This is a genomic window from Hyunsoonleella jejuensis, from assembly GCF_900111025.1.
GTDB classification, from domain to species: Bacteria; Bacteroidota; Bacteroidia; order Flavobacteriales; family Flavobacteriaceae; genus Jejuia; species Jejuia jejuensis.
In genome coordinates this window covers 1-24803 of sequence record NZ_FOFN01000006.1, presented here as the reverse complement: position 1 = coordinate 24803, position 24803 = coordinate 1, and the positions used below count along the sequence as shown (strand labels likewise).

General features: G+C 33.6%; 22 protein-coding genes. 4 read left to right on the top strand and 18 right to left on the bottom strand.

Annotated elements, in window-relative coordinates:
- Positions 1-63: 63 nt before the first annotated feature.
- The 3 genes from BMY39_RS14765 to BMY39_RS14755 form a co-directional block, all read right to left on the bottom strand.
- Positions 64-1113, bottom strand: a complete 1050-nt coding sequence (locus BMY39_RS14765) for a ThuA domain-containing protein (protein ID WP_092581080.1) — start codon at positions 1111-1113, stop codon at positions 64-66.
- A 90-nt stretch (positions 1114-1203) separates the two neighbouring features.
- Complete coding sequence (locus tag BMY39_RS14760) at positions 1204-2178, bottom strand: Gfo/Idh/MocA family protein (RefSeq protein WP_092581078.1); 975 nt, start codon at positions 2176-2178, stop codon at positions 1204-1206.
- Positions 2179-2282: 104 nt separating this feature from the next.
- Positions 2283-2777: a hypothetical protein gene (locus BMY39_RS14755; RefSeq protein WP_092581076.1), complete on the bottom strand. Its 495-nt coding sequence runs from the start codon at positions 2775-2777 to the stop codon at positions 2283-2285.
- A 137-nt stretch (positions 2778-2914) separates the two neighbouring features.
- Between BMY39_RS14755 and BMY39_RS14750 the strand changes: the two genes are divergently transcribed.
- On the top strand, positions 2915-5833 hold the full coding sequence (locus BMY39_RS14750) for an FAD-binding and (Fe-S)-binding domain-containing protein (RefSeq protein WP_092581074.1): 2919 nt from the start codon (positions 2915-2917) through the stop codon (positions 5831-5833).
- On the opposite strand, the gene BMY39_RS14745 is transcribed toward BMY39_RS14750, so the two are convergent.
- The gene (locus tag BMY39_RS14745) at positions 5826-6671 is read right to left on the bottom strand and encodes a UDP-2,3-diacylglucosamine diphosphatase (RefSeq protein WP_092581072.1); all 846 of its coding nucleotides are present in this window, start codon (positions 6669-6671) and stop codon (positions 5826-5828) included. The two genes, BMY39_RS14750 and BMY39_RS14745, sit on opposite strands and share 8 nt — an antisense overlap.
- 194 nt (positions 6672-6865) lie before the next feature.
- Between BMY39_RS14745 and aroC the strand changes: the two genes are divergently transcribed.
- From aroC to BMY39_RS14730, 3 genes are all read left to right on the top strand, one after another.
- Positions 6866-7927: a chorismate synthase gene (gene aroC, locus BMY39_RS14740; protein ID WP_092581070.1), complete on the top strand. Its 1062-nt coding sequence runs from the start codon at positions 6866-6868 to the stop codon at positions 7925-7927.
- 303 nt (positions 7928-8230) lie between these two features.
- On the top strand, positions 8231-8971 hold the full coding sequence (locus BMY39_RS14735; protein ID WP_092581068.1) for a phosphatase PAP2 family protein: 741 nt from the start codon (positions 8231-8233) through the stop codon (positions 8969-8971).
- Positions 8972-9062: 91 nt separating this feature from the next.
- Positions 9063-10388 carry a dicarboxylate/amino acid:cation symporter gene (locus tag BMY39_RS14730; RefSeq protein ID WP_092581066.1) on the top strand — a complete coding sequence of 442 codons (1326 nt, stop codon included), beginning with the start codon at positions 9063-9065 and terminating at the stop codon, positions 10386-10388.
- Positions 10389-10394: 6 nt separating this feature from the next.
- Here BMY39_RS14730 and arsB read toward each other — a convergent pair whose 3' ends face one another.
- The 14 genes from arsB to BMY39_RS14660 all read right to left on the bottom strand — a co-directional run bounded on the left by arsB (position 10395) and on the right by BMY39_RS14660 (position 24409).
- Positions 10395-11441 (bottom strand): ACR3 family arsenite efflux transporter, encoded by a 1047-nt coding sequence (gene arsB, locus BMY39_RS14725; RefSeq protein ID WP_092581064.1) that lies wholly within the window; start codon positions 11439-11441, stop codon positions 10395-10397.
- Between the two features lie 4 nt (positions 11442-11445).
- Positions 11446-12078 carry an arsenate-mycothiol transferase ArsC gene (locus tag BMY39_RS14720; protein ID WP_092581062.1) on the bottom strand — a complete coding sequence of 211 codons (633 nt, stop codon included), beginning with the start codon at positions 12076-12078 and terminating at the stop codon, positions 11446-11448.
- A gap of 25 nt (positions 12079-12103) precedes the next feature.
- Positions 12104-12571 carry a DUF6428 family protein gene (locus tag BMY39_RS14715; protein WP_092581060.1) on the bottom strand — a complete coding sequence of 156 codons (468 nt, stop codon included), beginning with the start codon at positions 12569-12571 and terminating at the stop codon, positions 12104-12106.
- A 48-nt stretch (positions 12572-12619) separates the two neighbouring features.
- Positions 12620-12952, bottom strand: a complete 333-nt coding sequence (locus tag BMY39_RS14710; RefSeq protein ID WP_092581058.1) for an ArsR/SmtB family transcription factor — start codon at positions 12950-12952, stop codon at positions 12620-12622.
- A 389-nt stretch (positions 12953-13341) separates the two neighbouring features.
- Entirely contained in the window at positions 13342-15528 is a 2187-nt protein-coding gene (locus BMY39_RS14705) for a DnaJ-like cysteine-rich domain-containing protein (RefSeq protein ID WP_092581056.1), read from the bottom strand.
- Between the two features lie 481 nt (positions 15529-16009).
- Positions 16010-16786, bottom strand: a complete 777-nt coding sequence (locus tag BMY39_RS14700; RefSeq protein WP_092581054.1) for a TlpA disulfide reductase family protein — start codon at positions 16784-16786, stop codon at positions 16010-16012.
- A 230-nt stretch (positions 16787-17016) separates the two neighbouring features.
- Entirely contained in the window at positions 17017-17478 is a 462-nt protein-coding gene (locus BMY39_RS14695) for a hypothetical protein (RefSeq protein ID WP_092581052.1), read from the bottom strand.
- 165 nt (positions 17479-17643) lie between these two features.
- Positions 17644-18411, bottom strand: a complete 768-nt coding sequence (locus BMY39_RS14690; RefSeq protein WP_092581050.1) for a DUF6090 family protein — start codon at positions 18409-18411, stop codon at positions 17644-17646.
- A 182-nt stretch (positions 18412-18593) separates the two neighbouring features.
- Positions 18594-19049, bottom strand: coding sequence for a cupin domain-containing protein (locus BMY39_RS14685; protein ID WP_092581048.1), 456 nt, complete (start codon positions 19047-19049; stop codon positions 18594-18596).
- A 203-nt stretch (positions 19050-19252) separates the two neighbouring features.
- The gene (locus BMY39_RS14680) at positions 19253-20113 is read right to left on the bottom strand and encodes a mechanosensitive ion channel family protein (RefSeq protein ID WP_092581046.1); all 861 of its coding nucleotides are present in this window, start codon (positions 20111-20113) and stop codon (positions 19253-19255) included.
- A 137-nt stretch (positions 20114-20250) separates the two neighbouring features.
- Positions 20251-20976, bottom strand: coding sequence for a DUF6090 family protein (locus BMY39_RS14675; protein WP_092581044.1), 726 nt, complete (start codon positions 20974-20976; stop codon positions 20251-20253).
- Positions 20977-21139: 163 nt separating this feature from the next.
- Entirely contained in the window at positions 21140-22129 is a 990-nt protein-coding gene (locus tag BMY39_RS14670; protein WP_092581042.1) for a hypothetical protein, read from the bottom strand.
- Between the two features lie 358 nt (positions 22130-22487).
- Entirely contained in the window at positions 22488-23357 is an 870-nt protein-coding gene (locus tag BMY39_RS14665) for an alpha/beta hydrolase (RefSeq protein WP_092581040.1), read from the bottom strand.
- Between the two features lie 98 nt (positions 23358-23455).
- The gene (locus tag BMY39_RS14660) at positions 23456-24409 is read right to left on the bottom strand and encodes a Fic family protein (RefSeq protein WP_092581038.1); all 954 of its coding nucleotides are present in this window, start codon (positions 24407-24409) and stop codon (positions 23456-23458) included.
- Positions 24410-24803 lie beyond the last annotated feature (394 nt).

Sequence of the window (24803 nt, the reverse complement as noted above, 5' to 3'; positions counted from 1 at the left end):
ATAGTGTTTCAATTAAATAATGAAATATTGAAAATACTGCTCTATAATAGTTGAAAACAAGAATTAATCTAAGTTCCAATTTCTAGTGCTAGTGCTTGCAGCGCTTGGAAAGTCTGAGGGAATCTTTTGAGTAACCTTCCCTGTTGCAGCCCATTCTGCACCTCGTTGAAATGTAGTAATAAAGCCAACACATTCCATAGAATAGTCCATATGCCCAAGAGCAGAATGAAACACCCGGCCTTTACCATATTCTACGGCAATTAATAGTGGTTCGTGCCTATTTGTACCTTTCACAGCTTTATTCCAGGGTGGTGCGTTACCTTCCTCGTCTGAAAAAGCCGTAGCAAGAATGGTCATGTTTTCTCCAGGGCCTCTCATTCTATCGTAAAGTTCATCTTTGGTATGCAACCAAACTTTTGGTAAATCTTTCATAATTGGATGTTCTGGAGCTCGTGTAGTTAATTGGTATTCGTATTGCTTGCCATGAGACGCACAAATACCTTCTCCAAAGTCTTTCTCTATATTGCCATTATCATTGTAAAAGATATAAGGACCAGTGGAAGCGTTTCTGTCTCCCCAAGCACCTAAACCAATCATTTTATTATACGCATCCCAATTGCCCCAAGCATTATTTGCAGCGTGAATTACCACAAGACCTCCACCATTTTTCATGTAGTTTATAAAGTTTGTTTTGGTGGTTTTTGGCCATTCAGAAGATTTCCAACCTAAATTATTTATTACCACATCGTATTTATTAAAATCTGGATTAAAATCAGAATCAAATTTTGTGGAGTCAACGGTAATTCTATTCACACCATCATCTAGTGGATAAAGGTCCAATAATTGTTCGATACTATCCAAATCTGTTACGTTGTGATGAGGCCCAACCCAATTGTACTTTTTTCTAGCAATGTCTACTTCAAACAAACCAGTTTCTTCAAGAAAACTTTTCATCATAAATGTACTCTTGGGCCAAATACCATGATTGTTTTCCCCATCAATAATTAGGGCTTTAAGTTTAAGTGACTTTTCGATAGGTTTTGCTGTTTTATTTATACAACCTATAAAGAGTGTAGCACAGAGTAAATAAATAATATAATGCGTTGATTTCATAAAGATTAGCTAAAAAATAATATTTGTGTTAAGATAAATAATTCTATATAAAATTTTAAACCATAAATATCTTTAACACTGAATTATTTATCACAGTTGCCCCAGAATTTTATCCGTAACCCAACTGGTATGAACTGCAGTTGCACCCGTAGACGGATGTTTAAAATTATTGATTATTAGTGCGTCTCTTATCCCTTCAACATGATATTGTTGAATATGTTTTGGATTATCAATAACTAAGGATTCTTTAAAATCTTTCGTTTTTAATTGTATGGCGTTATCTTGAAAAATTGAAAACGTAATTGTACCCTTACTACCAATTATAGTCACATTATCAATACGTTCGTTGCTACCAAAATTCCAACTTCCTGTTCCGGTTACACCATTTTCATGAATCCATGTTGCAGATATAGTATCATAGGCATCATACAGGTGCTGCTGGTTTGCACATATTCCTTTGGCATCTTTGAATTCTCCCAAATAAAATGCCAGTAAATCCAAGCCGTGGCTTGCCAAATCATCAAAATACCCCCCTGGAGCAATTTTAGCATCGGTGCGCCAGTTGTAGGTTTTATTTAAATCTAAATTATTTGGGGGTTTGCAGAACAGCCAATTTACATGACGAATTTCTCCAATTTTATGGTCATCTAACCAAGACTTTACTTTTAAAAACCTTGGAAGTGAACGCCTGTAATATGCTACAAAAAGTGGAATATTAGCACTTTGAAAAGCATTTAGAATTGCTGAGCTGTCTTGATAGTTCGGGGTTATTGGTTTTTCTATACAACAAGGTTTTCCTGCCTTAGCTACTTTCAAGGCGTAGGTTTTATGACTGTCTGGCGGTGTTGCAATATATATAGCATCTACATTTTCATCATTTATAAGCGCATCAGCATCATTATAGAATGTATTGATATTATGTCGTTTTGCGTAGTCTTTAGCTTTTTCTATATTCCTTCGCATTACAGCAACAACTTCAAAACCTTCTGTTAACTGATAGGCAGGTCCGCTTTTTACTTCGGTTACACTACCGCAACCTATAAATCCCCATTTTATGGTTTTCATTTTTAAAAATTTATATAATTCAAATATAACCTTCTTAGTAGTAATTAGTATAATAAAAAAGCACCCTTCTTAGGGTGCTTTTTAGAATATGTTTCTATCATATATTAGAATCGATATCTGATACCTAATGCGATATCAAAATCTAGGTCGTCACTGCCATACGCTTCATCTCCAAAACCTATTTCTGGTCTAAAATCTAAAGATAATTGAAGCGGTATATCAAAATTATATTCAATACCAATGTCACCTGCTGCAAAAATAAAAGTTTCGCTGTCATCAAAACCTTGAGGTACATTATCAAAACTATAAGAAGCTATACCGGCACCAACACCCGCATACCAATTAAAGTCACCGTCTAATAACCATACCCATTGGTATAAACCAGCCAATTTGAAACCATCAAAGTTATTACCAGATCTAAGGCCTAAATCTAGCTCTAGTCTGTTGTTCTCCCCCAATGCGCGCTGATACGAAATTTCTGCTCCAAAGCCATCACTATCTCCTAAGCGAAGTCCGATAGCATTATCCGAAATGGTTTGAGCACTTGTGTTAAAGGCAAATCCTAAGGCTACAATTGCTAATAAAAATAATTTTTTCATAAGTTTTTAGTTTTTATTCATTAATAATTTGTGATCTTTTTTTTAATTAGAGATCAAATTTATGATTTTATAAACCAGAACAAAAATAATGCTAAAATTGTATATATATTTACGCATATGCAAGATTTATTAACACAATGCCGTTAAAACTCTTAAAATCAAAGCTTTCGGGAGAACTACTTTACGATAGTTTAATGACAGCTTTGTATGCCACAGATGCTTCAGTTTATAGAATGTTGCCGTTGGCCGTGGCTTATCCAAAAAATAGTACTGATATACAGGAGTTAATTAGGTATGCAAAAGAAAATAAAACCTCATTAATTCCAAGAACCGCGGGTACATCTCTTGCAGGACAATGTGTGGGTAAGGGTATTGTGGTGGATGTTTCAAAATATTTTACCAAAATTATAAGTGTTGATACATCCGCAAGAACAGTCACCGTACAACCAGGAGTTGTTAGGGATGTACTGAATAATTTTTTAAAGCCACATGGTCTTTTTTTTGGTCCAAATACCTCCACGTCTAATCGATGTATGATTGGAGGAATGGTAGGCAACAATTCGTCTGGAACAACTTCTATAAAATATGGTGTTACTCGCGATAAGGTTTTAGAGCTTGTAACTATTTTGAGCGATGGAAGCAAAGTCACTTTTGGCGAAATATCCTCAGAAGAATTTATACAAAAAACCAAATTGGATTCGCTCGAAGGGCAGATCTATCGAACAGTTTATCATGAACTTAAAGATAGTAAGGTTCAAAACGAAATAAATGAACATTTTCCAAAACCCGAAATTCACAGAAGAAATACGGGTTATGCTATTGATGAGTTGATTAAAACTGAAATCTTCTCTAATAGTTCTGAGAAGTTTAATATGTGTAAGTTGCTTGCAGGAAGTGAAGGCACATTAGCATTTACTACACAAATTACATTAAAATTAGACGAATTACCTCCAGAATATAGAATTATGGTGCCAGCACATTTTGATTCTATTGAAAAATGTTTGAATGCCGTAGTGCCAGTTATGAAGCACAATTTGTTCACTTGCGAAATGATGGACAAAACCATTTTAGATTGCACTAAGCGTAATAAAATGCAACAAGAAAACAGGCGGTTTTTAGTAGGAGACCCTGAAGCAATATTAATGTGCGAGGTAAGATCAACAACTTTAAAGGACGCTCGAATAAAGGCTAATGCATTGATTAAAACCTTAGAATTAGGTGCTTTAAGTTACGCTAATCCCATTTTAGAAGGCGACGCAATTGATAAAGCCAATAACTTAAGAAGCGCAGGTTTAGGCTTGCTGGGAAATATTATTGGAGATGAAAAATCGGCAGCATGTATTGAGGACACTGCAGTGGCTCTTCCGGATTTAACAAGTTATATTTCAGATTTCACCTTATTAATGAAGGCCTACAACCAGAAGGCTATCTATTATGCACATGCAGGAGCAGGGGAGTTGCATTTGCGACCAATTTTAAATTTAAAGCAAAAGGAAGGTGTAACGCTGTTTAGAAAAATTACTACCGATGTAGCACATTTAGTAAAAAAATACCAAGGATCTTTTAGCGGTGAACATGGCGACGGTATTGTACGTGCAGAGTTTATTCCCTTGATGATTGGTGATAATAATTATCAAATTTTAAAACGCATAAAGTCTACTTTTGACCCTGATAATATTTTCAATCCCGGTAAAATTGTAGATGCGTTTCCTATGGATATATCGTTAAGATATGAAGCTGATAGGGAAGAACCAGAAATAGAAACATTTTTAGATTTTTCTAAATCTGAAGGTATTCTAAGAGAAGCCGAAAAGTGCAATGGTTCGGGAGATTGTAGAAAACTTCCAGAATTTGGCGGTACGATGTGCCCAAGTTACAGAGCCACTAGAAATGAAAAAGATACCACAAGGGCAAGAGCCAACGCCTTGCGCGAATTTCTAACCCATTCCAACAAGTCTAATAAATTCAACCACGAGGAATTAAAAGAAGTGTTTGCTTTGTGTTTAAGCTGTAAAGCTTGCGGCAGTGAATGCCCAAGCAGCGTGGACGTTGCAAGTTTAAAGGCTGAATTTCAGTACCAATATCAAAAAGCAAATGGTTTTAAGTTCAAGGACAAATTCTTTGCGAAGTCAACCAAATACAATAAAATAGCTTCTAGGGCACCAAAATTATTCAACAAACTTTTTCAAAATAAGTTTACGTCATCGATAATTAAAAATGCTTTAGGAATACATTTAAACAGAAGTTTACCGCGAGTAACTAAGCCTTTTTCGTCTCTAAACAATACTCCTAGTTGGATTGAGGAAAGCGATGACCACCACATTAAGTCAATAAAAACCGTATATCTGTATGTGGATGAGTTTATCAATTATTTGGAATCGAATATTGCTGTAGATTGTGTTGTTTTACTCCAAACACTAGGATATAAAGTAATCCCAATATGCCATTTGGAATCTGCACGTTCATTTCTGTCAAAAGGTTTTTTAGACCAAGCCAAAGCCATTGCAAATGAAAACATATCATATTGTAAAGATTTAATTTCAGAAGGAACCCCACTTATCGGTATTGAGCCCTCAGCAATTCTAAGCTTTAAAGACGAATACTTAAAATTGGCAGATGACAAAACTTCCGCAGAAGCCGTCGCAAAACATGCATTTTTGATTGAAGAGTTTTTGCATAAAGAAATAGAATTAGGGCATATTACACCCAAACAATTCACCTCAGAAGAAAAACACGTAAAATTCCACGGACATTGTCATCAAAAAGCAATGGGCAACCAATTATCAAGTTTTTCTATATTAAATCTTCCGGAGCATTATAAAGTTACAATTATACCAAGTGGTTGCTGCGGTATGGCAGGTAGTTTTGGTTATGAAAAGGATCATTATGAGGTGAGCATGCAAATTGGTGAGCAAACTTTATTTCCTGCAGTTAGAAAAGCTTCTGAGAATGCAATTATTGCAGCAAATGGTACCAGCTGCAGGCATCAAATTAAGGATGGTACAGGTAGCGCTGCAAAACATCCAATAACTATTTTAAAAGAAGCGCTTATTTAGCCTTTGCATTTTTATCAACTATAGTAATAGCGGCAATCAAATCCTTTATTTCCATTTCTTTAATATCTTCATCGGCAAAGAAAGGAGATAACTTATCATGGTTATAGGCATAAATTTTCCAACGTTTAAATTGGTACTCTAGAGCCGTAAAGTTTTCCACCCAATCTCCTGAATTTAAATACATGGTTTTTCCATATTTGTTTTCTCTTATTTCCATTTTAGGTTGATGTATATGTCCGCAAACCACATAATCATAGCCGTTATCAATAGCTAAATCGGTAATTACGTTTTCATAGTCAGCAATAAATTTTACGGCGCCTTTTACACTATTTTTAATTTTTTTTGAAAGCGAGTACCGCTCTTTTCCTTGTTTGGCTAAGATCCAGTTTGTAAATCTGTTTAGGAGAATAAGCACATCATAACCATAGCCGCCCAATTTAGCAAGCCATTTTGCATTTTGAATAGAAATATCAAACACATCACCATGAAAAAACCATGCTTTCTTACCATCTAAATCCAAAACAAGTTTATCAACAATTGAAATATTTCCAATGCTAGTGTCACTAAACTTTCGTAACATTTCGTCATGGTTTCCTGTAATGTAAAATACTTCAACGCCATCCGCAGCAAAATCCATTATTTTTTTTATCACTTTTAAATGTGATTTTGGGAAATAACGCTTGTTAAATTGCCAAATATCTATAATATCCCCATTTAATATCAATTTCTTAGGGTTGATGCTATTTAAATAGGTTAGTAGTGCTTTAGCATGACAGCCGTATGTACCTAAATGCACATCTGAAATTACAGCTATTTCTACTTTACGCTTGGTTTTCAATGGAATTGCAGGTTATAATAATGTTGTATTAGTTCCATGCAAATAACATCTTTTAGTATTACGTGAAGATTATTAATTAATTAACTAATTATCAGGATATCGTTAGATAAATGTTATCAAATAGTTGTTTTTGATTGTATTGAAAAATTAGCGTAATTGAAGGCTATAGTTTATTTTAGCGAAAAATTTTAGACATGGCAGGAAATTCCTTTGGAAAACTTTTTAATATTACAACATATGGTGAATCTCACGGGCCTGCATTAGGTGGCGTAATTGATGGTTGCCCTCCAGGAATTGAATTGGATATGGAGGCCATTCAAAACGAATTAAACCGGAGAAAACCAGGACAATCTGCTATTGTAACCCAACGCAAAGAACCCGACGGCGTAAAGTTTTATTCTGGTATTTTTGAAGGAAAGACTACAGGAACACCTATAGGTTTTGTTATTGAAAATACCAATCAAAAATCTCATGATTATTCTCATATAAAAGATAGTTACCGTCCAAGTCATGCAGATTATACCTACGATAAAAAGTATGGTATTCGCGATTACAGAGGAGGCGGCCGCAGTTCAGCAAGAGAAACCGCTTGTCGTGTTGTAGCAGGGGCCATAGCAAAACAAGTACTTAAAGACGTAGAGATTTATGCGTATGTTTCTAGTGTGGGCACTATTAAACTTGATAAGCCTTATACCGATATTGATTTATCGCAAATTGAATCGAACATAGTACGCTGCCCAGACCAACAGATGGCTGCCAAAATGGAGCAATATATTAAGGAAGTGCGCAGTAAAGGAGATACCGTTGGCGGTATTATTAGTTGTGTAATTAAAAATGTACCCGTTGGTCTCGGCGAGCCAGTTTTTGATAAATTACATGCCGAATTAGGTAAGGCCATGCTCTCTATAAATGCCGTAAAAGGTTTTGAATATGGTAGTGGTTTCAACGGTAGCACTATGTATGGAAGCGAACATAACGATGCTTTTAATGCAGATGGTAGTACAAAAACCAATTATTCTGGAGGTGTTCAAGGCGGAATTAGTAATGGTATGGATATATACTTTAATGTAGCTTTCAAACCGGTAGCAACCTTAATTCAGAAATACGAAACTATCGATAAAAAAGGTGACATTGTAGAAATGCAAGGTAAGGGACGTCACGACCCTTGTGTGGTGCCTAGAGCTGTTCCAATTGTGGAGGCTATGGCAGCATTAGTGTTAGCCGATTTTTATTTAATCAATAAAATATATTCATAGTGTTTTCAGGAGCTATTTCCCGCTTTCCGCTATATCTTTTTTATTCATTATAATAACTAGCGTTCTTGCTGTTTTATAATGGTTGTTTAAAAATTTAAACTATTAGTCTATTTTGGTAGTATAAAAAAGGATGCCGCTTCAATCGGGGCTAAAATATTTGTAAAATTCATTTTTTTGCATAGCAATAACTTTGTTTACAGATATTCAAATTTTTAAAACAGATTAAAATTGATGGCGTTTCCGCACGGTCTTTCCATAAAATGATGCTAATTTTAGAATTACAAACATTAAATAGCGCTATCTATGATTAAGATTCTTTTGATATTCATTCGAAGATTAAGAGTTTTTTTAAGAAATAAGCTCCATCGTTATGATGTAACATTACCTTATGTAATAGTTCTTGTTTTTACATTACTACTTGTTGTATTAGGCATAAATGTTTTTATTGAACTTACCGATACACTTTCTACGGAAACACTTGCTGCGTATGATAAGACAATTACCGATAAAGTGCTTTCATATCGGTCGCCGACCCTAACTAATTATTTTGTTGCTGTTACGCATATTGGAGATGCATATGGTTATCTTGTTGTTCTTATTCTGGCCACAATAGTTTCTCTTATGGTGTTTAAACGAAGAAAATATGTAATTCAAATCACAGTAGTGTTATTTTTATCAGCACTTTCAAATGTTATATTAAAGCGGGCAATTAATAGAGCAAGACCAGAAATTGAGCACTTAGTAACCGTAGAAACCTTAAGTTATCCTAGTGGACACGCTATGGCGGCAATGGCTTTCTATGGTTTTTTAATATACTTGTTTTATAAATTTAATATGCATTTGCTTATTAAAATATCTGCTATAGTGTTGTTTACGTTACTTATAATAAGCATTGGCATTAGTAGAATTTATTTAGGAGTGCATTTCCCATCCGATATAGCAGGAGGTTTTATCGCCGGCGCCATATGGGTAATTTTTTGTATTATGCTGTTTAATCTTATCGAAGTTTTTAGAAGAGATCCAGAAACGCCAAACGCCATCTAATAAGGTTTTCAGTAAATACTCAAAATACGTATCTTGTCACCTCAATTTTTTTAATAAATAATCCTTTCTGTAGAGAGGCATAATAAAACCTATGAAAAAACTAGCATTACATTGGAAGATTATAATAGGCATGGTTCTCGGAATCATTTTTGGTTTTATTATGAATGGTATTGAAGGCGGGAAAGGTTTTGTAAGCGATTGGATTTCTCCTTTCGGAACCATATTTATTAATCTTCTAAAACTTATTGCCGTTCCTTTAATTTTGGCTTCACTTATAAAAGGTATTTCAGATTTAAAAGATATATCAAAAATAAAATCGATGGGGTTGCGCACTATCGGTATTTACATTTTTACCACCTTAGTGGCTATAGTAATTGGTTTAAGTATTGTTAATATTATTAAACCGGGTGAAGGTATGCCTCAGGATACTATTGAAAAAATAAAGATGAAGTACGAAAATGATGCTGGTGTTACAGATAAACTTGCCAAGGCAGCGGCTCAAAAAGATGCAGGTCCGCTGCAGGCTTTAGTAGATATTTTTCCAAGTAATATTTTTAAGTCCTTTTCTGAAGCATCAATGCTACAAGTAATTTTCTTCGCGTTGTTCGTTGGTATTTGTTTGCTGTTAATTGGTGAAAAACAAGCGGAACCCTTAGTGAAGTTTTTTGATTCACTAAACGAGGTCGTCATGAAAATGGTAGATTTAATAATGTTATTTGCACCTTATGCGGTTTTCGCTTTATTAGCGAATGTAATTATTGCTTTTGATGATACCGAAATACTTATTAAGCTATTGTTTTACGCCTTCTGTGTAGTTGGAGGACTAATACTCATGATTGGTTTCTATTTGTTGCTAGTGCGTGTTTATGCAAAAAAATCACCAATGTGGTTTTTAAAAGAAATAAGTCCCGCGCAACTTTTGGCATTTTCTACAAGTAGTAGTGCTGCGACGTTGCCTGTAACCATGGAGCGTGTAGAAGAACATTTAGGGGTAGATAAGGAAGTATCTGGATTCGTGTTGCCTGTTGGCGCTACTGTAAATATGGACGGCACAAGTTTATATCAAGGTATTGCTGCTGTATTTATTATGCAGGTAATTTGGCCAGAAGGATTAACATTTACCAACCAACTTGTAATTGTTTTAACAGCCCTATTGGCATCAATTGGTAGTGCAGCAGTGCCAAGTGCGGGCATGGTAATGCTAGTTATTGTTTTAGAATCTATAGGGTTTCCTGCTGAATTGTTACCTATAGGACTCGCCTTAATTTTTGCTGTAGACAGACCGTTAGATATGTGCAGAACCGTTGTAAATGTTACTGGAGATGCCACAGTATCTATGTTAGTAGCAAAGTCTTTAGATAAATTACACGATCCGCATCCTAAAGAATGGGACGACCATTACCATGAGGTGAAATAAACAACTTTAAGCCTTTGATTTTTCATAATATTTACGCTTTAGCCAAAAGGAAACTCGCACCAATAAAATTAAAGCAGGAACTTCAACTAATGGGCCAATAACCCCTGCAAAGGCTTGTCCTGAATTTAAACCGAAAACTGCAATGGCAACTGCAATGGCTAGCTCAAAATTGTTTCCTGCTGCTGTAAAAGCTACCGAAGCTGTTTTGTCATATTCAGCTCCTGTTGCTTTTGTAAAGAAAAACCCAATGATAAACATGAGCGTAAAATAGATAAGTAAAGGAACTGCAATAATCACAACGTCCATTGGAATTTCTACGATCAGTTCACCTTTTAAAGAAAACATCACCACAATTGTAAATAAAAGTGCAATTAAGGTCATTGGCGAAATGGCAGGAATAAATGTAGTGGTGTACCAATGTTCACCTTTTAGTTTTACCAAAATAAGTCTGCTTAAAATTCCCATTACAAATGGAATACCTAAATAAATAGCAACACTTTCAGCAATTGTGCCGATTGAGATATCTACAATTGCTCCTTCAAACCCAAAGTAGGGTGGAAGTACAGTTATAAAAATCCAAGCATAAAAGCTATAAGCAAACACTTGAAAAATACTGTTTAAGGCTACCAACCCAGCACCATATTCACTACTGCCTTCTGCTAGATCGTTCCATACCAAAACCATTGCGATACAACGAGCCAAACCAATTAAAATGAGCCCAACCATATATTCTGGATAATCTTGTAGAAATATTAGTGCTAAAACAAACATTAAAACAGGACCTATAATCCAATTAAGGATAAGTGAAATAGATAGTATTTTGGTGTTTTTAAAAACCTTTGGCAACAAAGCATAATTAACTTTTGCCAATGGCGGGTACATCATTAAAATCAACCCGATGGCTATGGGAATATTAGTCGTGCCACGACTAAATGAGTTTATAATATTTGGGAATGTTGGAATAAAATAACCAAGACCCACCCCAAAAGCCATTGCAACAAATATCCAAAGTGTTAGATTTCTATCAAGAAAACTTAATTTTTTTAAAGCCATTTTTTTATGGGTTTATTTGGGAAAAAACGTAAAATAGCTCCGTTGCTATTTGCAGACTTCGTTCGTTGTACTTTTTAGCTTGTTGCGGTGTATGATCAAATGCCTTTGGATCATCAAAAGTAATTGGAATACGCTTTTCTGCTCCTGCAACAAATGGACATGCTTCATTTGCTGAGTCGCAAGTCATAATTGCTGCAAAATTTGACTTGGGATTAAAATCGTCATCTAGCTTTTTTGAAAATCCGATGATAGGATGTTCATTATCTGCATATTTAATGCTATAAACAGGATTCTCATTTTTTGAAATGCTGTTTATTTGAAACCCTGAATTTTGCAAAGTTTTTGCAACCATTGGGAAAAGTGCTGTTGCCTCTGTTCCTCCTGAATAACAGAATACGTTTTTAATATTGAAGTAATGTGCCATTGTTTGAGCCCAAACTTGTGATAAATGACTTCTTCGTGAATTGTGAGTACATATAAAGTTAATTCTAATGTCCTCGTTTTCTGAAACTTTTGATTGCATAAAATCAGTTAGCGGTTGTAAGACTGCTTTACGTTCGCTTATGATAGTTTCAGGCTTTAATTCTTTTATATATTTGTCTATATCTGAATATAGGGTTGGTTTTGTCGTGGTCATTTTATTTTAAAATTTGGATTGTTATTTAGCAACAGTTGCCATCTGGTGAACAACAAGGTTCATCATGTAGGGTTGATAATTCTACTTTAGTTTTCTCTACTGGAATACCACATTTGTCTTTTGCTAAACAGTCGGTTTGTTTATTGGTTAGCAAGAAATGTTGTCCGTCAAATTCAAGTCCGAATTTTCCAATGGTATCTGCTTGATATTCTACTTCAATTTCTAAATCATCTATATTCAAAGCCTTTTCTGAAAGTTCAATAATATTAAGGAGCTTTTCAGGATGCAATCTATGGTCGTAGTCGTTTGCATTCCAAAGCTGAAAGTTTACAACTTCTTCGTTTCTTACGGTTCCACCACAATCGATAAAATGTTTTGTAATTTTACCAACTTCTGTAACGTGAAAGTGGTTTGGTACTAATTCTCCATTCGGTAATTGAAAAGCAATAGTTTCCAATTCTTTTAAAACTGACTTTACTTGTGATAATTTCATAATTAAATTTGTTTATTGCGATATTACGATTAACTGATTCAAATTTTTTTAACAACAATCTTTTTTTTGTGTTACGTCTTGGTCTAAAAATTCGGTTATTACAGCTTTCATTGCCGTCCAATTTTCTTTATGTATGCAGTAGCAAACGCTCGTTCCTTCAACATTTCCTTTAATTAAGCCCAAATGTTTAAGTTCTTTTAAGTGTTGCGATATTGTTGGTTGTGCCAGCCCAATTTCGTTAACGAGGTCACCACAAACACAAGCGTCAATTTTAAATAAGTGCTGTAGGATCGCCACCCTTGCAGGATGTCCTAATACTTTTGCAAAAAGAGAAATATTGTTTTGTTGCTCGGTAAAGATTTCGGTTTTTGTTAATCCCATTTTTACTTTATTTATTTATTGCAATATTACGATTAATATTTAATTACACAAATTATTTTTATTAGAATAGGTAACAAATACATCCTTTATTTCTAGTTTAAAATAGTATTTAAAAAATATATAGGCCAATAATAAGGTTGGTTTCATTTTTTAGTGAAACAACAAATTGTTCATAAACACTACAAAATGAATTAAAGACATCATAATTACCTAGAGGACATAAATTAAATTCTAACTAAATTTGAAAGGAATTTTCATAAGTAGGTGAGAACAAGCAGTTGCTTCTAGCCAATGTTACATTAACTTTAGTTTCTATTGTTTTTTAAATTTTAGAGGATTTGGTTTGATTGAAGAACCTAAAAATTCATAATATAATTATTTGCTTTTCCTTAAAATAAAACGATGGGTACTGGAAAAATTCCAGTAGACCTTTGGCCTCCAGGCTTAGCAACTAGATCGACTTCTTCGAAAGTAAAAATACCTAATTGATTTTTACCATATGTACGTATGCTATTGTATTTATTCTTCATAAACACTATCTCATCAAATGTAAAACTCGAACTATTTCTAAGCTGTTCTCTTCTGCCATCATTATGCACTTCTACGATGTGATATTTACCTGATTTTTCATTTTTATATGGCAGTAACAGTGTGTTTCTGCTAATAAACGCTGGGCAGGTAAAACCTGTCTTTTTGGAATAAATAAAATTTTTACCGTCAACCTTGTATAATATATATTTATAACCACTGTTGTAAGTTATCAGTTTTTGATAAGAATTATTATTATAGGGTTCTATTTTAGTGATATCCTTTACGTTAATTCCTGGAATGTTTGGAAAAGATTCAGGGTGTTCTATACCTGCTTCATAAACATTAATTAAGTGGGTGTATTTATTATAATCTTTTAGAGTGTGTTTGAATCTTTCTAATCTACTTACCTCTGATTTATGAACAGAATATTTTGAACTGTATTTTTGTATATAATGCCAAATGCCTTCCTCTTTTACAAGAACTCTATTTCCTGTAGGCGCAAGAACTTTTTCATATTGGGCTTTTTCAAAATGGCTAGAACCATCTCTAAATGCTTTAATATAAAAGCCATATTCTCCATCCATATTTTCAAAAACCACCACATTGTCATGATAAATTTTAATACTCTTATATTTTGGCTTAAAATCCTTTTGTTTTCCACTCCAATTAACATGACCACCTATTTTACCATTCTTTACGTAAGTTGCAAGAGCATTATTTTCCTCATTTGATTTATGAGTTAAAGCAGATTCTGCTTCCGTGACTTTTTCATAATCTTCATTTTCATTATAGTAGTCCTTGAGTCTTTTATTTCCTTTATAAGCTATCGCAGAATTTTTATTAATAATAAATTCCTTATTTTCATTAAAAAGCAACTTAAAGCTAGCCCATCCAGATTGATCGAAATCACTCATATCTACGAATCCTCTCCCATTTAATCGAGCAATTTTCGAATTTATTTTTGTTACTTTTATTGGCTTTATGTTATTGATTGATGGATGCTGGACGGTTGCTGGGATATGGTTTAAATCCAATTCGATGCAGTTAAATAGCTCGCCACAATTCTTTTGTCTTGGTTCTGTCGACAAAATAAGCTGTCCCTTAGGAGAAATAATATTGATAAACCTTTGTTTATCGATAAAATATAGATAGCCAGATTCTTGGTCTATACCTATAAATGTTTGTCCCTTAGGCCCAATATACTCCCCATTTTGGTTTACGATACTGGTTTTATCCTTATAGTTCAAATCAATATATCCATATTTTTCAAAAAACTTACCGTAACGAGATGATTCATCTATATTATACGTTTTAGTAAGTTTTTTTAAGTTTGGGAATGAATGTAAGGCGTAGCCTTTATGTGTTTCGACAGGTTTCCATATCATGTTAGCACCTGTGCCGTAGGCTTTTCCCATAAAATCAGCAACGAATTTCCCGTTCTTGTCATAAATGGTTGTAAGCAACTGTTCTATAGTATAACCATTATTTTCAACTTTCTCGCGAGTAATAATCGCTATTCCTATATCACTATTTTCCCCTCTTAATATCTTTGCCTTAAAAAAATTCTCCTTATCTGCTAGAATGGAAAACTGATTTCCCTTTCTGTAAATATACTCGGTATAGTAGTTTCCAGATTTAAATTTAACTTTATAAATATTTGCTATACTTGTTGCTTCTATTTGAACAGGGATTCCCCTTAAATATTTTGTTTCATAATGGTGTTTCACCTTTCCTCTAAAATCACTTGGAATCGGTTGAATTTCTCTTTTATAAGTATTTCTACTTTTTATATATCCTGTACCGTTACATCTTCCACAGGTTTCATAGCTGCCCTCTGTAGAATATGTCTTTTCTGTATTTTTATATATATAAATTTCACTTTCGCTATAAGTAGTATTATAGCCATTATGTACTTTTCGTTCTACATAAACACTGCCACTACCTTTACAGGTTACACAACTACGCCCTTGAGAAAAGCCAATAGAAACCGAAAATATTGATAGCGTAAAAATGAAAACATTTGTTATTAATTTTGAGTTTGTCATAGGTTATGTTGCTTTTTATATTTACCTCCTTACAGTAAAAAATATATATCTACTTAGTTTATTTCTTGTTTTTAGAATGCAGGAAACCTGTTTTGTTTATGATTAGTGCGTATTTAAGCTCTTAATTTAAAAAAATAAGAACTAAATAGAAAATATTTGAAAGTTTTTGAAAGCAGGCATGAACAAGTTTGTAATTAAACCCGTGATTAGTGGGTGGTTAGTCTTTCTTTTTCTCTATCAATAAACTCGGGCAATGTAGTCGGGATTTTCCCTGTCAACTTTTGATAATTATTAAAAATTTTAGATTCAACTTGATGCCTAGGAAAAAAGTGCAGCAATAATTTTATTTTCATTTAGTGCATTTCATTTTTACAAATCAGAAATAAATAATCTGAAGCGTTCATAAGGTTAACTAGGGGATAGGATAGTTTTATGTTTCAAGATACGTTTAAAGGAATACGTTCTTTTAAAAGCTAGCTATTTATTCTTTTAAAAGCCGCTCTATTGCTGCTTTAATATTATCCATGTCACTCGCACACATGGCATGAAGCTCTGAACCGTTGTCTTCGTGATATTCCATACCAGGATGCACGAATTGTACGACTCCAGACTTGTCCAGAATAAACGTCACAGAAGTACCAGGGCGCTTTGTGCCTGTGAACCACCAATCTTTGAGTGTGCCGTGGCGCCAATCCCAATCAATAGCGATTGGAAATTTAAAATCTCTAGCTTCCACCACACGCTCTACGCGAGATATATCCAATGCATCATCTCTTCCCGCTTTCGGATGGAAAACCCCAATCATTTTAAAGTTGTTATTATTGTATTCTTGATACAATTGATTAAGTGCGGGAGTACTACTCGCACAGAACGGACAGGTGTCAGTAAACCAGCGAACCAATACTACATTGCCTTTAAGATCATCTAAGGTAAGTGGATCAGAGTTTAGCCATCCATCAAACCTAAAAGCTGGCGGTTCTACACCTATGCGATCATTACCGGCAGTACGATCCATGGCTGCAAATTGCCTTAAATAACTAGTAACGAGAGAATCTGCTTCAGCAGGCGTTCTTCCTTTTGCAATGTAAATTTCACGCTGGTGATCCCAAGACTTCATTATTACATAATTTGTAATAGAATCTACTTTAGCTCTTGGCGTGTCATGGTTTTCATGAGGGTTTTGAGCAGCACATGGTAGCATTGCAACACAGAGTACGGTTAGCAAAATTTGATAACATATATTTAGTGGCTTGTTCATTCTGTTTTTCTTTTAAAAATCATTAGTTATTAATCAAGTTCACACTGCCTGTCTTGACTATGGCTGCCGCCTTACATGTAAATTCACTACGATTTTTCCCTGAAAATCGAAGATAGTAAATTTGAGAGGATTTCCTGAACGGAAATTTTGTTTATGGTATTTTATTAATCGGATTAATTCTGAGGAACAGAGTTGCAAGCACTGGGCAAAACCTTAATGTTTCATTATCGTTACTTCCCAAATTTAGATTCCGCAAATATTTTATTCATCCATTTAAAAAAATCTTCAGAAAAAGCAAAACCTACATCATTCCAATAGCCTTCAAAACCAGGTGAGTCTAAAGCGGCAACAATAAATTTTGCATAATTTTTCCAATGGTTATTAGGCATAAGTTTTAACTTATAGTGATGATAATAAGTTTCTGCATGAAGCAAAAGCATCATATGATTCCAGTTTCTAAATTCTATATCACCCGAAGTTAGGTTTTTCTCGTGCATTACTTTTACCCAACGGTCAGAGTGCTCTGCTCTAAATTTTGTTAATTCCAATGCAAATTCAGATAATGAATGTCTTGAGGCTGCTCGATTTACTCGAGTACTTTGTTTTACTTGTTTTGCTAAATAAACCAGTGTGGCAACAACGGCAATTGAGGCGAATAATTCACTCACCAATACTATATTTTCTAAATTCATCTTTTATATTGAGTTTTGGTTGGTTATAATAAAGCACATCGTATGTATGATTTTGATGCGTGTTTAAGCAACTAAATTAGAAAATACAAACCGAATAAAAAATCCAAGAAGATTTCGTAATTAGGCGAGTAATAGCATTAAATTCTAAACGTTGTTATGTTTTCTTTATTTATTTAGTTCTTGATCAATAGATTTTAAAACAACACTGCATTTTTTTATTAATTCCTGTCGGTAGTAATTATTTGCCTTTTGATAAAAGGCCACTGAAGCCATAGCTCTTACAAACAATTTAAACTCTGGACTTTCCTTTTTGTTTAAAAAAGCAAAATCATTTTCATTGAACATTTCTGGAGTCGTGTATATATCAGAAACGGCACTGCCAAATTTTATAAAATCAGTTTCAGAATCCATATAGGAAGCAATCCCAATCATCCATTCACCGATAGACAATAATAATGCTTTGGTTTGATCATATTCGCTATATAAATCTAGTATTTCATCTTTTAATTCCGCGTTTTTAATAAGTCCTAGGGTTCCTGAACTTAACATACTTCGATACGTATTGTCGTTTGGTGAAAAAGCTTGATCTAACATTTGATCCCACGTTTCACTGAAGTTCCTTACCTCATTCATATCATCAATTCCATTGTAGAGTTCTACAAGCAACTCTTTAAGATCTTCTCTTAACACATCGTTATGTTTAATAACATTTTTGAAGTCAATAGTATCTTTTACCAAATCGCTATGTATTCTAACCAATAAATCATCAGCTATACGATGGTCTCTATTTTCTTGATTCCAATTGTTAACACCTAATGCAATTAAAATTCCAATTACCACAAGAATAATTTCTCCAATAGCATAAAGTAAGTACTTACTGAATTTATTTTCAGTTAGTAGTTTTTTTCTAATTTTTCTAAAGAATTTTATCATTGGCTATTGTTTAGTCATAATGAAACATATCGTTATCGGCTATAAGTGCTTTTGTGTTGAAGTTACAAGGTTTGCAGGTACAAGTTAAACTGAAAATCTGCAAGGATTTTCAGAAGAAGGCAGAGCATAAGTGATTATTTATAGCTATCGTTGTACGTTCGTGTTTTTCCGTTATAAAAGCTCTATTGCTTCATTTCTACCCTAATTAGCCGTATTGGTTTAGTCTCACTTAAATTCTCCACCGAATGTGGTGCCTCTGGATTTTTATACATCGTCATTGGAAAAACAAGAGGTTCAGGTATTTGACGAGTGTCCATAATTACATTCCCTTCTCCATCACGGTCAATAAAATCTCCTGCTTCCATAATATAGAGTACACTTGGCCACTGATGATGATGTACAGGTTCTAATTCTTTAGGTGCAAGAGTTACTTCCAAAACTCTTACTTTGTCATTTTCTAATAAAATTTTATGATTATTTGGAGCAGACACAACAGCGTCTTGGTCTTTAGGCCAATCGGCCGGATTTCCAGTTTTGTACAAAAGCTTTTGTTCATTAGTTGTTTGTCCTAAAACAGAAATAGTGGAAAATGTTGTAAAACAAATCACGGAAATTAAAAATTTAAACGTTGATTTCATATTTGGTTAGTTTTAGTTTAAGGTGCTTACTCTAATCGGTTTTCAGCTTTCCCGTTTTTCGTTGCTACTATCGTTCAGCATATAACAAACATCGTTTAGGTTATAATGAGTTCCAAGGAGAAATTCCAAGTAGGAGTGAAGCCATGTAAATTTACATAAACTTTTGTTGAAATGCCATACCAAGCCATAGATTATAGCCAGTGTTATGTTTCATCCTTCTTTGATATTTCGGGATTATTTGATTTTACATGCAAATCCATTTGAGGAAAAGGAATAGAGATATTGTTACTAGCAAATTTCCGACTAATAGTTCTTCGTATATCGCTTTTTACTTTATTTATTCGGAATATATTTTTACTAAAAAACAAAACTTGAAAATCTAATGATGAATTTCCAAAATTCACTAATCGTGCTTCAGTCGATCCGCGGTCTGATATATCTGGGTGCTCAAAGGCACTTTCTTCCAAAATTTTTATAACTAAGTCGATATCGCTCCCATAAGCAACACCAACATCAATTCTAAAGCGCGTCTTCATGGTCTGGTGGCTCCAGTTTATAACTTTATTTGTTGTAATTAACGAATTTGGAATAATAATAGAAACATCATCTGTATTTAATGCCTTGGATGTTCGTAATCCAATACTTTGAATCTTTACGATATCACCATCAATATCCAAGACATCATCAATTTTTATAGACTGTTCTGAAAGTAAAATTATTCCTGATATCACATCGTTAAATGTTTGCTGCAGTCCTAATCCTACTCCAACGAGCAAAGCAGCAGAACCGGCTATTAGTACAGTTACTTTAACGCCAACCGTCTCTAAAATAAACCCTACTGCAATTACCCATATCACATAATTAATAATTTGAAACAAGGCATAAGCACTCCCTTTATCAAGTTTTTTAAACTTTCGTTTTCGAATAAGGGTATTTTTAATTACCCATAATATGAATTTGGTAATTAGAAAAATTATTAAGACGGTCATTAATGTATAAACCCGTATTTTATAATCTCCGACACTAATAAGTTCAAACTCCAAAAATTCCCTTATGGTTTCCATGTTGTGCGTTTAATGCCACATTACGTTTTCGTATATGGTTTGTAGCGTGTTAAAGTAACTAATTTAACAATAAATCAAGGATAGCATGTTCGTTAGGCGTAAGTGACCTAGCAACTAACTATACATCGTGTTATGCTTTACTGTTTTTTTTCCTTAAGTTCTAATTCAATTGCCTTGATAAGTTCAGTGATTGTTTTTTCTATGTCTTTATATATTGTGATTATATAATTTCTCATATCACAATTTAATTTAATAACCGACTTGAATTCATTATTCTTTGATAACTCATCAACATTAATTGGTTCATATAAATTTTCAGACCTTAACCTTAAGTGTTTGGTAATTTGAGGTATAATTTGCTCATATTGAAACTTCTCATCTCTTACTTGTTCTATAAACCTTATGTATTCATATCGTGTAGAATATAAATTTGTGATTTTTATTCGCAAACTATCGTTTTTTATGATGTCTAGTCCAAAAGACTCTAAATTTTTAAAGGCCGAAGTATTTTTAACAAAAACAGTATTTCCTTTTATCCATGAATAGTATAGATCTAAAGAATCGTGATAAATGCCATTTTGTAAACTTTTAAGTACAATTTGGTTGGCTTTTAACAGTTTTTCATTTTTATTAATATCCCACCTTAGACCTTCAATATCCGACTCTAAATTCGATTTCATTTCAATTAAAAGCGTTATTTCCTTCGTTGTAAGATTATTTGCGTCATTCCAATTATTTATTCCTAGAGCGATAAGAATTCCAATAACCACAAGTATAATTTCTCCAACAGCATAAATTAGATATTTGCTGAATTTATTTTCAGAAAGTAGTTTTTGCCGAATTTTTCTAAAGAATTTTATCATTGGTTAGCGGTTGGTCATAATTAAACAGAACGGTTTTGTATATGATTAGTTGCGTGCTTTAGCACTTAACTTTTCAAGTACACACCAAACTGAAAATCCGCGAGGATTTTCAGAAGTAGGCGAGAACCAGCAATTACTTATAGCCATTGTTGGCGGTAGTACTTTATATTTCCTCAATACATTTCCTCAAATTTAGATTAGAGCTTCTATAACTCACAATTCTTATATCTAACGGGACATTTTTAAACTTTCTAATCGCTTTTTGCATAGATTCTAAAATCCAATATTCTTCGTTTCCAAACGCTCCACCACCAACCAAAGTAAGAAAAATTTTATTTGATTTATTATTTTCCATATTTAATACTCCTGCAAGTAGAGTTGACTCATAAGTTGCTTCCAAAATCACTCTCGCAAAGTATTCCCAATAAAAAGATTCTATGTGACTATATGCAACTGGAAGTGCTGAACAGTATATTTGAGAAACTATTTGCTTTTTAGCTGATTTGGTAACCTCTGTATTCCATTGAATTCCTGTTTTAAGTTTCTCTTTTAGCTCTTCTCTTTCAATTTCAGTTAGTTCAGCAATTCTTTTATTAATAGCTAAAAGTCCGTTTTGATTTACTAAAGCATAACCATTCTGCATTTTCCATAAATTCAATTTTTCATTATTCAATTCTTTTCCTATTAAATCTAAACAATCAATTTGGTTATTTACAGTTTGTCCAATTTGTTCATTTACTTCTACAAAATAATTCCTGTAGATAGTTCCAGCTCCACAAGAAATTGCACAAGCTGGTCCTTGAGTATAGTCAAACTCATATCTGTCAATTCCTTGTTCTGGTGTTATAGTTGGGCTAACCATTTCAAGTAAATTAAATTGTGAGGCAGCTTGAAATAGAGCGTTTGAGTTTTCTTTCTGACAATGTAATTCTTGAACATCAGCGACTATTTCAGTTACTTTAATTTTCTCGTTATAATCTTTAATGTTCTTGTTTAATTTTTTAAGTTCGGCTAAAGTCAGAATATCTAACTTTCCGAATAAAAAACTGCGAGAATTTATCAGTGAAACAATTTCGTTTCCTTTAATCTCAATATTATTTCTCACATTTTCAGGTGATTCTTCTTTAAATCCTGTTAATTGTTCAAACCACATAGTTTTGTTCATATTACCGCCAACGGTCAGGGATTATGCTCTGTGGATGCGCAGCATACACGTTAAGAGCATTAGCTGCGCATCTATAGAGTATATCCTCATGTTGTGTGCTGTAGTGCAAGTTAAGAAAAAAAGCTAGCAGAAAGTCTTAAAGCTAATTGATGCGTAGTTATTCCCTGACCGTTGAGGGTTATAGAGTGTTATGGGAGTCGTAAAAAAACCAGCTGTTTTCAAGAGTGCTGATTTTTTTGCAGCGTAGTAACACGTCAGTTGTGCTATAACCCTCAACGTTGGGTTGGCTATGCGCAGTAAACCATAGGGTATTGCGTGTAGGTTTTGTTGATAAACGTTTTTAGGGTCACTTTTTATTTATCCAATCAATTACAAAAGGCAAAAGATGTTTAGGGACGATATGACCTCCATCAAATGTTTTGTAGGTAACTTCATATCCATTCTTAATCAGAAGATCACGTGCTGCTTCTGCATATTTAAATGGTACAGCCGTGTCTTTTTCACCTTGAATAATCAGAGTTCTTACACCCTTGCCGTTTTGAATATCATCTGTACCCAGCCAATCTTCATCAACTACAGATCCGAATATGATCATACCGTCAATTTTGTCATGATGATGGATTCCACTTAGGTAGGTGATAATGCCACCTTGTGACATGCCTGCAAAATAAATTTCCCCAATGTTGTACTGCGCTTTTAAATCTTCAATAACCTTATTCATCTGCTTTTCAGTGGTCACACGCATAGCAGATATTTCTAATTCGGATGCAGGTCTTTCTAGCATGATATAGGACGAAATATCATACAGAAACCACTCATATCCTATAGCCCCGTCTTTTCTTAAGTAGCTGTATGGTGCTTCGGGTGTTGCAAAAATAAATCCAGCATCGGTAAATGGTTTGCTTAAACTTTGAAAACTTTCAGCTGTACTTCCAAACCCATGAAGTCCTATTACCAGAGTATAGTTTTTTGTTGAATCGAAGCTATTTGGCAGCGTAACGATCGTAGGGGTAATGGCTTCAATCTTGTTCCAAATAACCGTAGAGTTACTAGTAGTGTCGTTTTGTGCATAAACAAAGCTGCACACCGCATGTAAAAATAATATGAGGGTAATCAATTTAAAGTTTGCTACCATATTTCGCCTGTTAATTGCAGCCATTATTATTAGTTTATGTTTGCCAACGTTTCTGTATAAGCTTTGTTGCGGTTTTGTCAAGCTAAAAGTAAGTAAATAATTACGGATTAGAAAGTTCGCGAGAACTTTCCCAAGTTTGCAATTAGCTAGCAATACAGCTTATACCTTGTTGTGCCCAGTTATTTTAATCTATAAATTGTTTTATTTCTTTCACCAATTTTCTCAAACAATTCAAATTCAACTCCTTTTTTTAAATCTCTACTTGCTGTTGCAGAAGATATATCTTTAAAAATATTCATATAATCTTTACGAGTAAATTCAATTTTATTCAATGAAATAAAGTATTCTAATCTTTCCTTCTCGCTTAAGGTTCTATCATTGAAATTAAGTAATTGACTGATTGAAATGTCAATTACATTAAGCATATATTCAATAAAATTTGTTGAATTTCCAGATTTATCACTTTCAGCTAAAGCTTTGTAATATTTTTCTTGGTCTTCGCTGATTAAAGTTTCAAAAGGCAAAAATTCAAATAAAGGATATTTTTCCATAAGAATTAAAGTTTGCCATAATCTTCCCATTCTTCCATTTCCGTCTAAAAATGGATGAATAAATTCCATCTCATAATGAAAAACACAACTTTTTATTAATTCAATTTCATTTGAAGTTTTTAAGTAGTCAAAAAGATCTTTCATTAAGAAAGGGACATTTTCAAAAGGAGGTGCAAGATGTTCTACTTTTGAACCTTTTACTATTCCAACTCCTTGATTTCTGTACTTTCCTGATTTTTCAACTAAACCTTCCATTAAGTCTTTGTGGGCTTTTAAGAAAGATTTTTCATTCGATGGTTTATATTTTTCTAAATTCTCATAAATTTTGATAGCATTTAATACTTCAAGTACATCTTTTTTTGGACCAAGAACTCTTTTGTTCTCTAGCAATGCTGTTATTTGTTCTTCAGTTAAAGTGTTTCCCTCAATTTTTAGAGAGGAATGAATAGTTTTAATTTTATTCTGCTTTCGCAATTTAGGTGAAGGTCTGTTTAATAAACTTGCATTAACTTCTCCAATTTTTTCAGAAATAGAAGTTATTAACTTTAATATTGATGATGTTATTTCGTAAGGTGGTTTCATTCTTGATACTATCATTTGATAGTATCAAATATAATATCATTTTCCTGAATTTCCTTTGTTTAAGTGACTTTTTTAATTGGGCACAACGTTTATGTGTATGGAAAGTTGCGTGCTTGTGTGCGAGGATTTTCCGAAGGAAAATCAGATGCAAGCAAGCAAAGCAACTAACATTGGTTTAGCTAAAAATAGCAATTTTTTATACACGGCTTAAGTTTACAATTCAATAAATTAGACTATTAATCAGAAAGAACAAAAGAGAGAAATAAGGTTAGTATACACGGTGAAGCTTTGGACTTCATCAACATTGGTAACCCTCTCTCTTTTACTACTAAGATTTCGTTCAGTTCTTTGAGTATAAAAACTCGATTTCAAGTTGTTGAAACGTCAGTAGCTC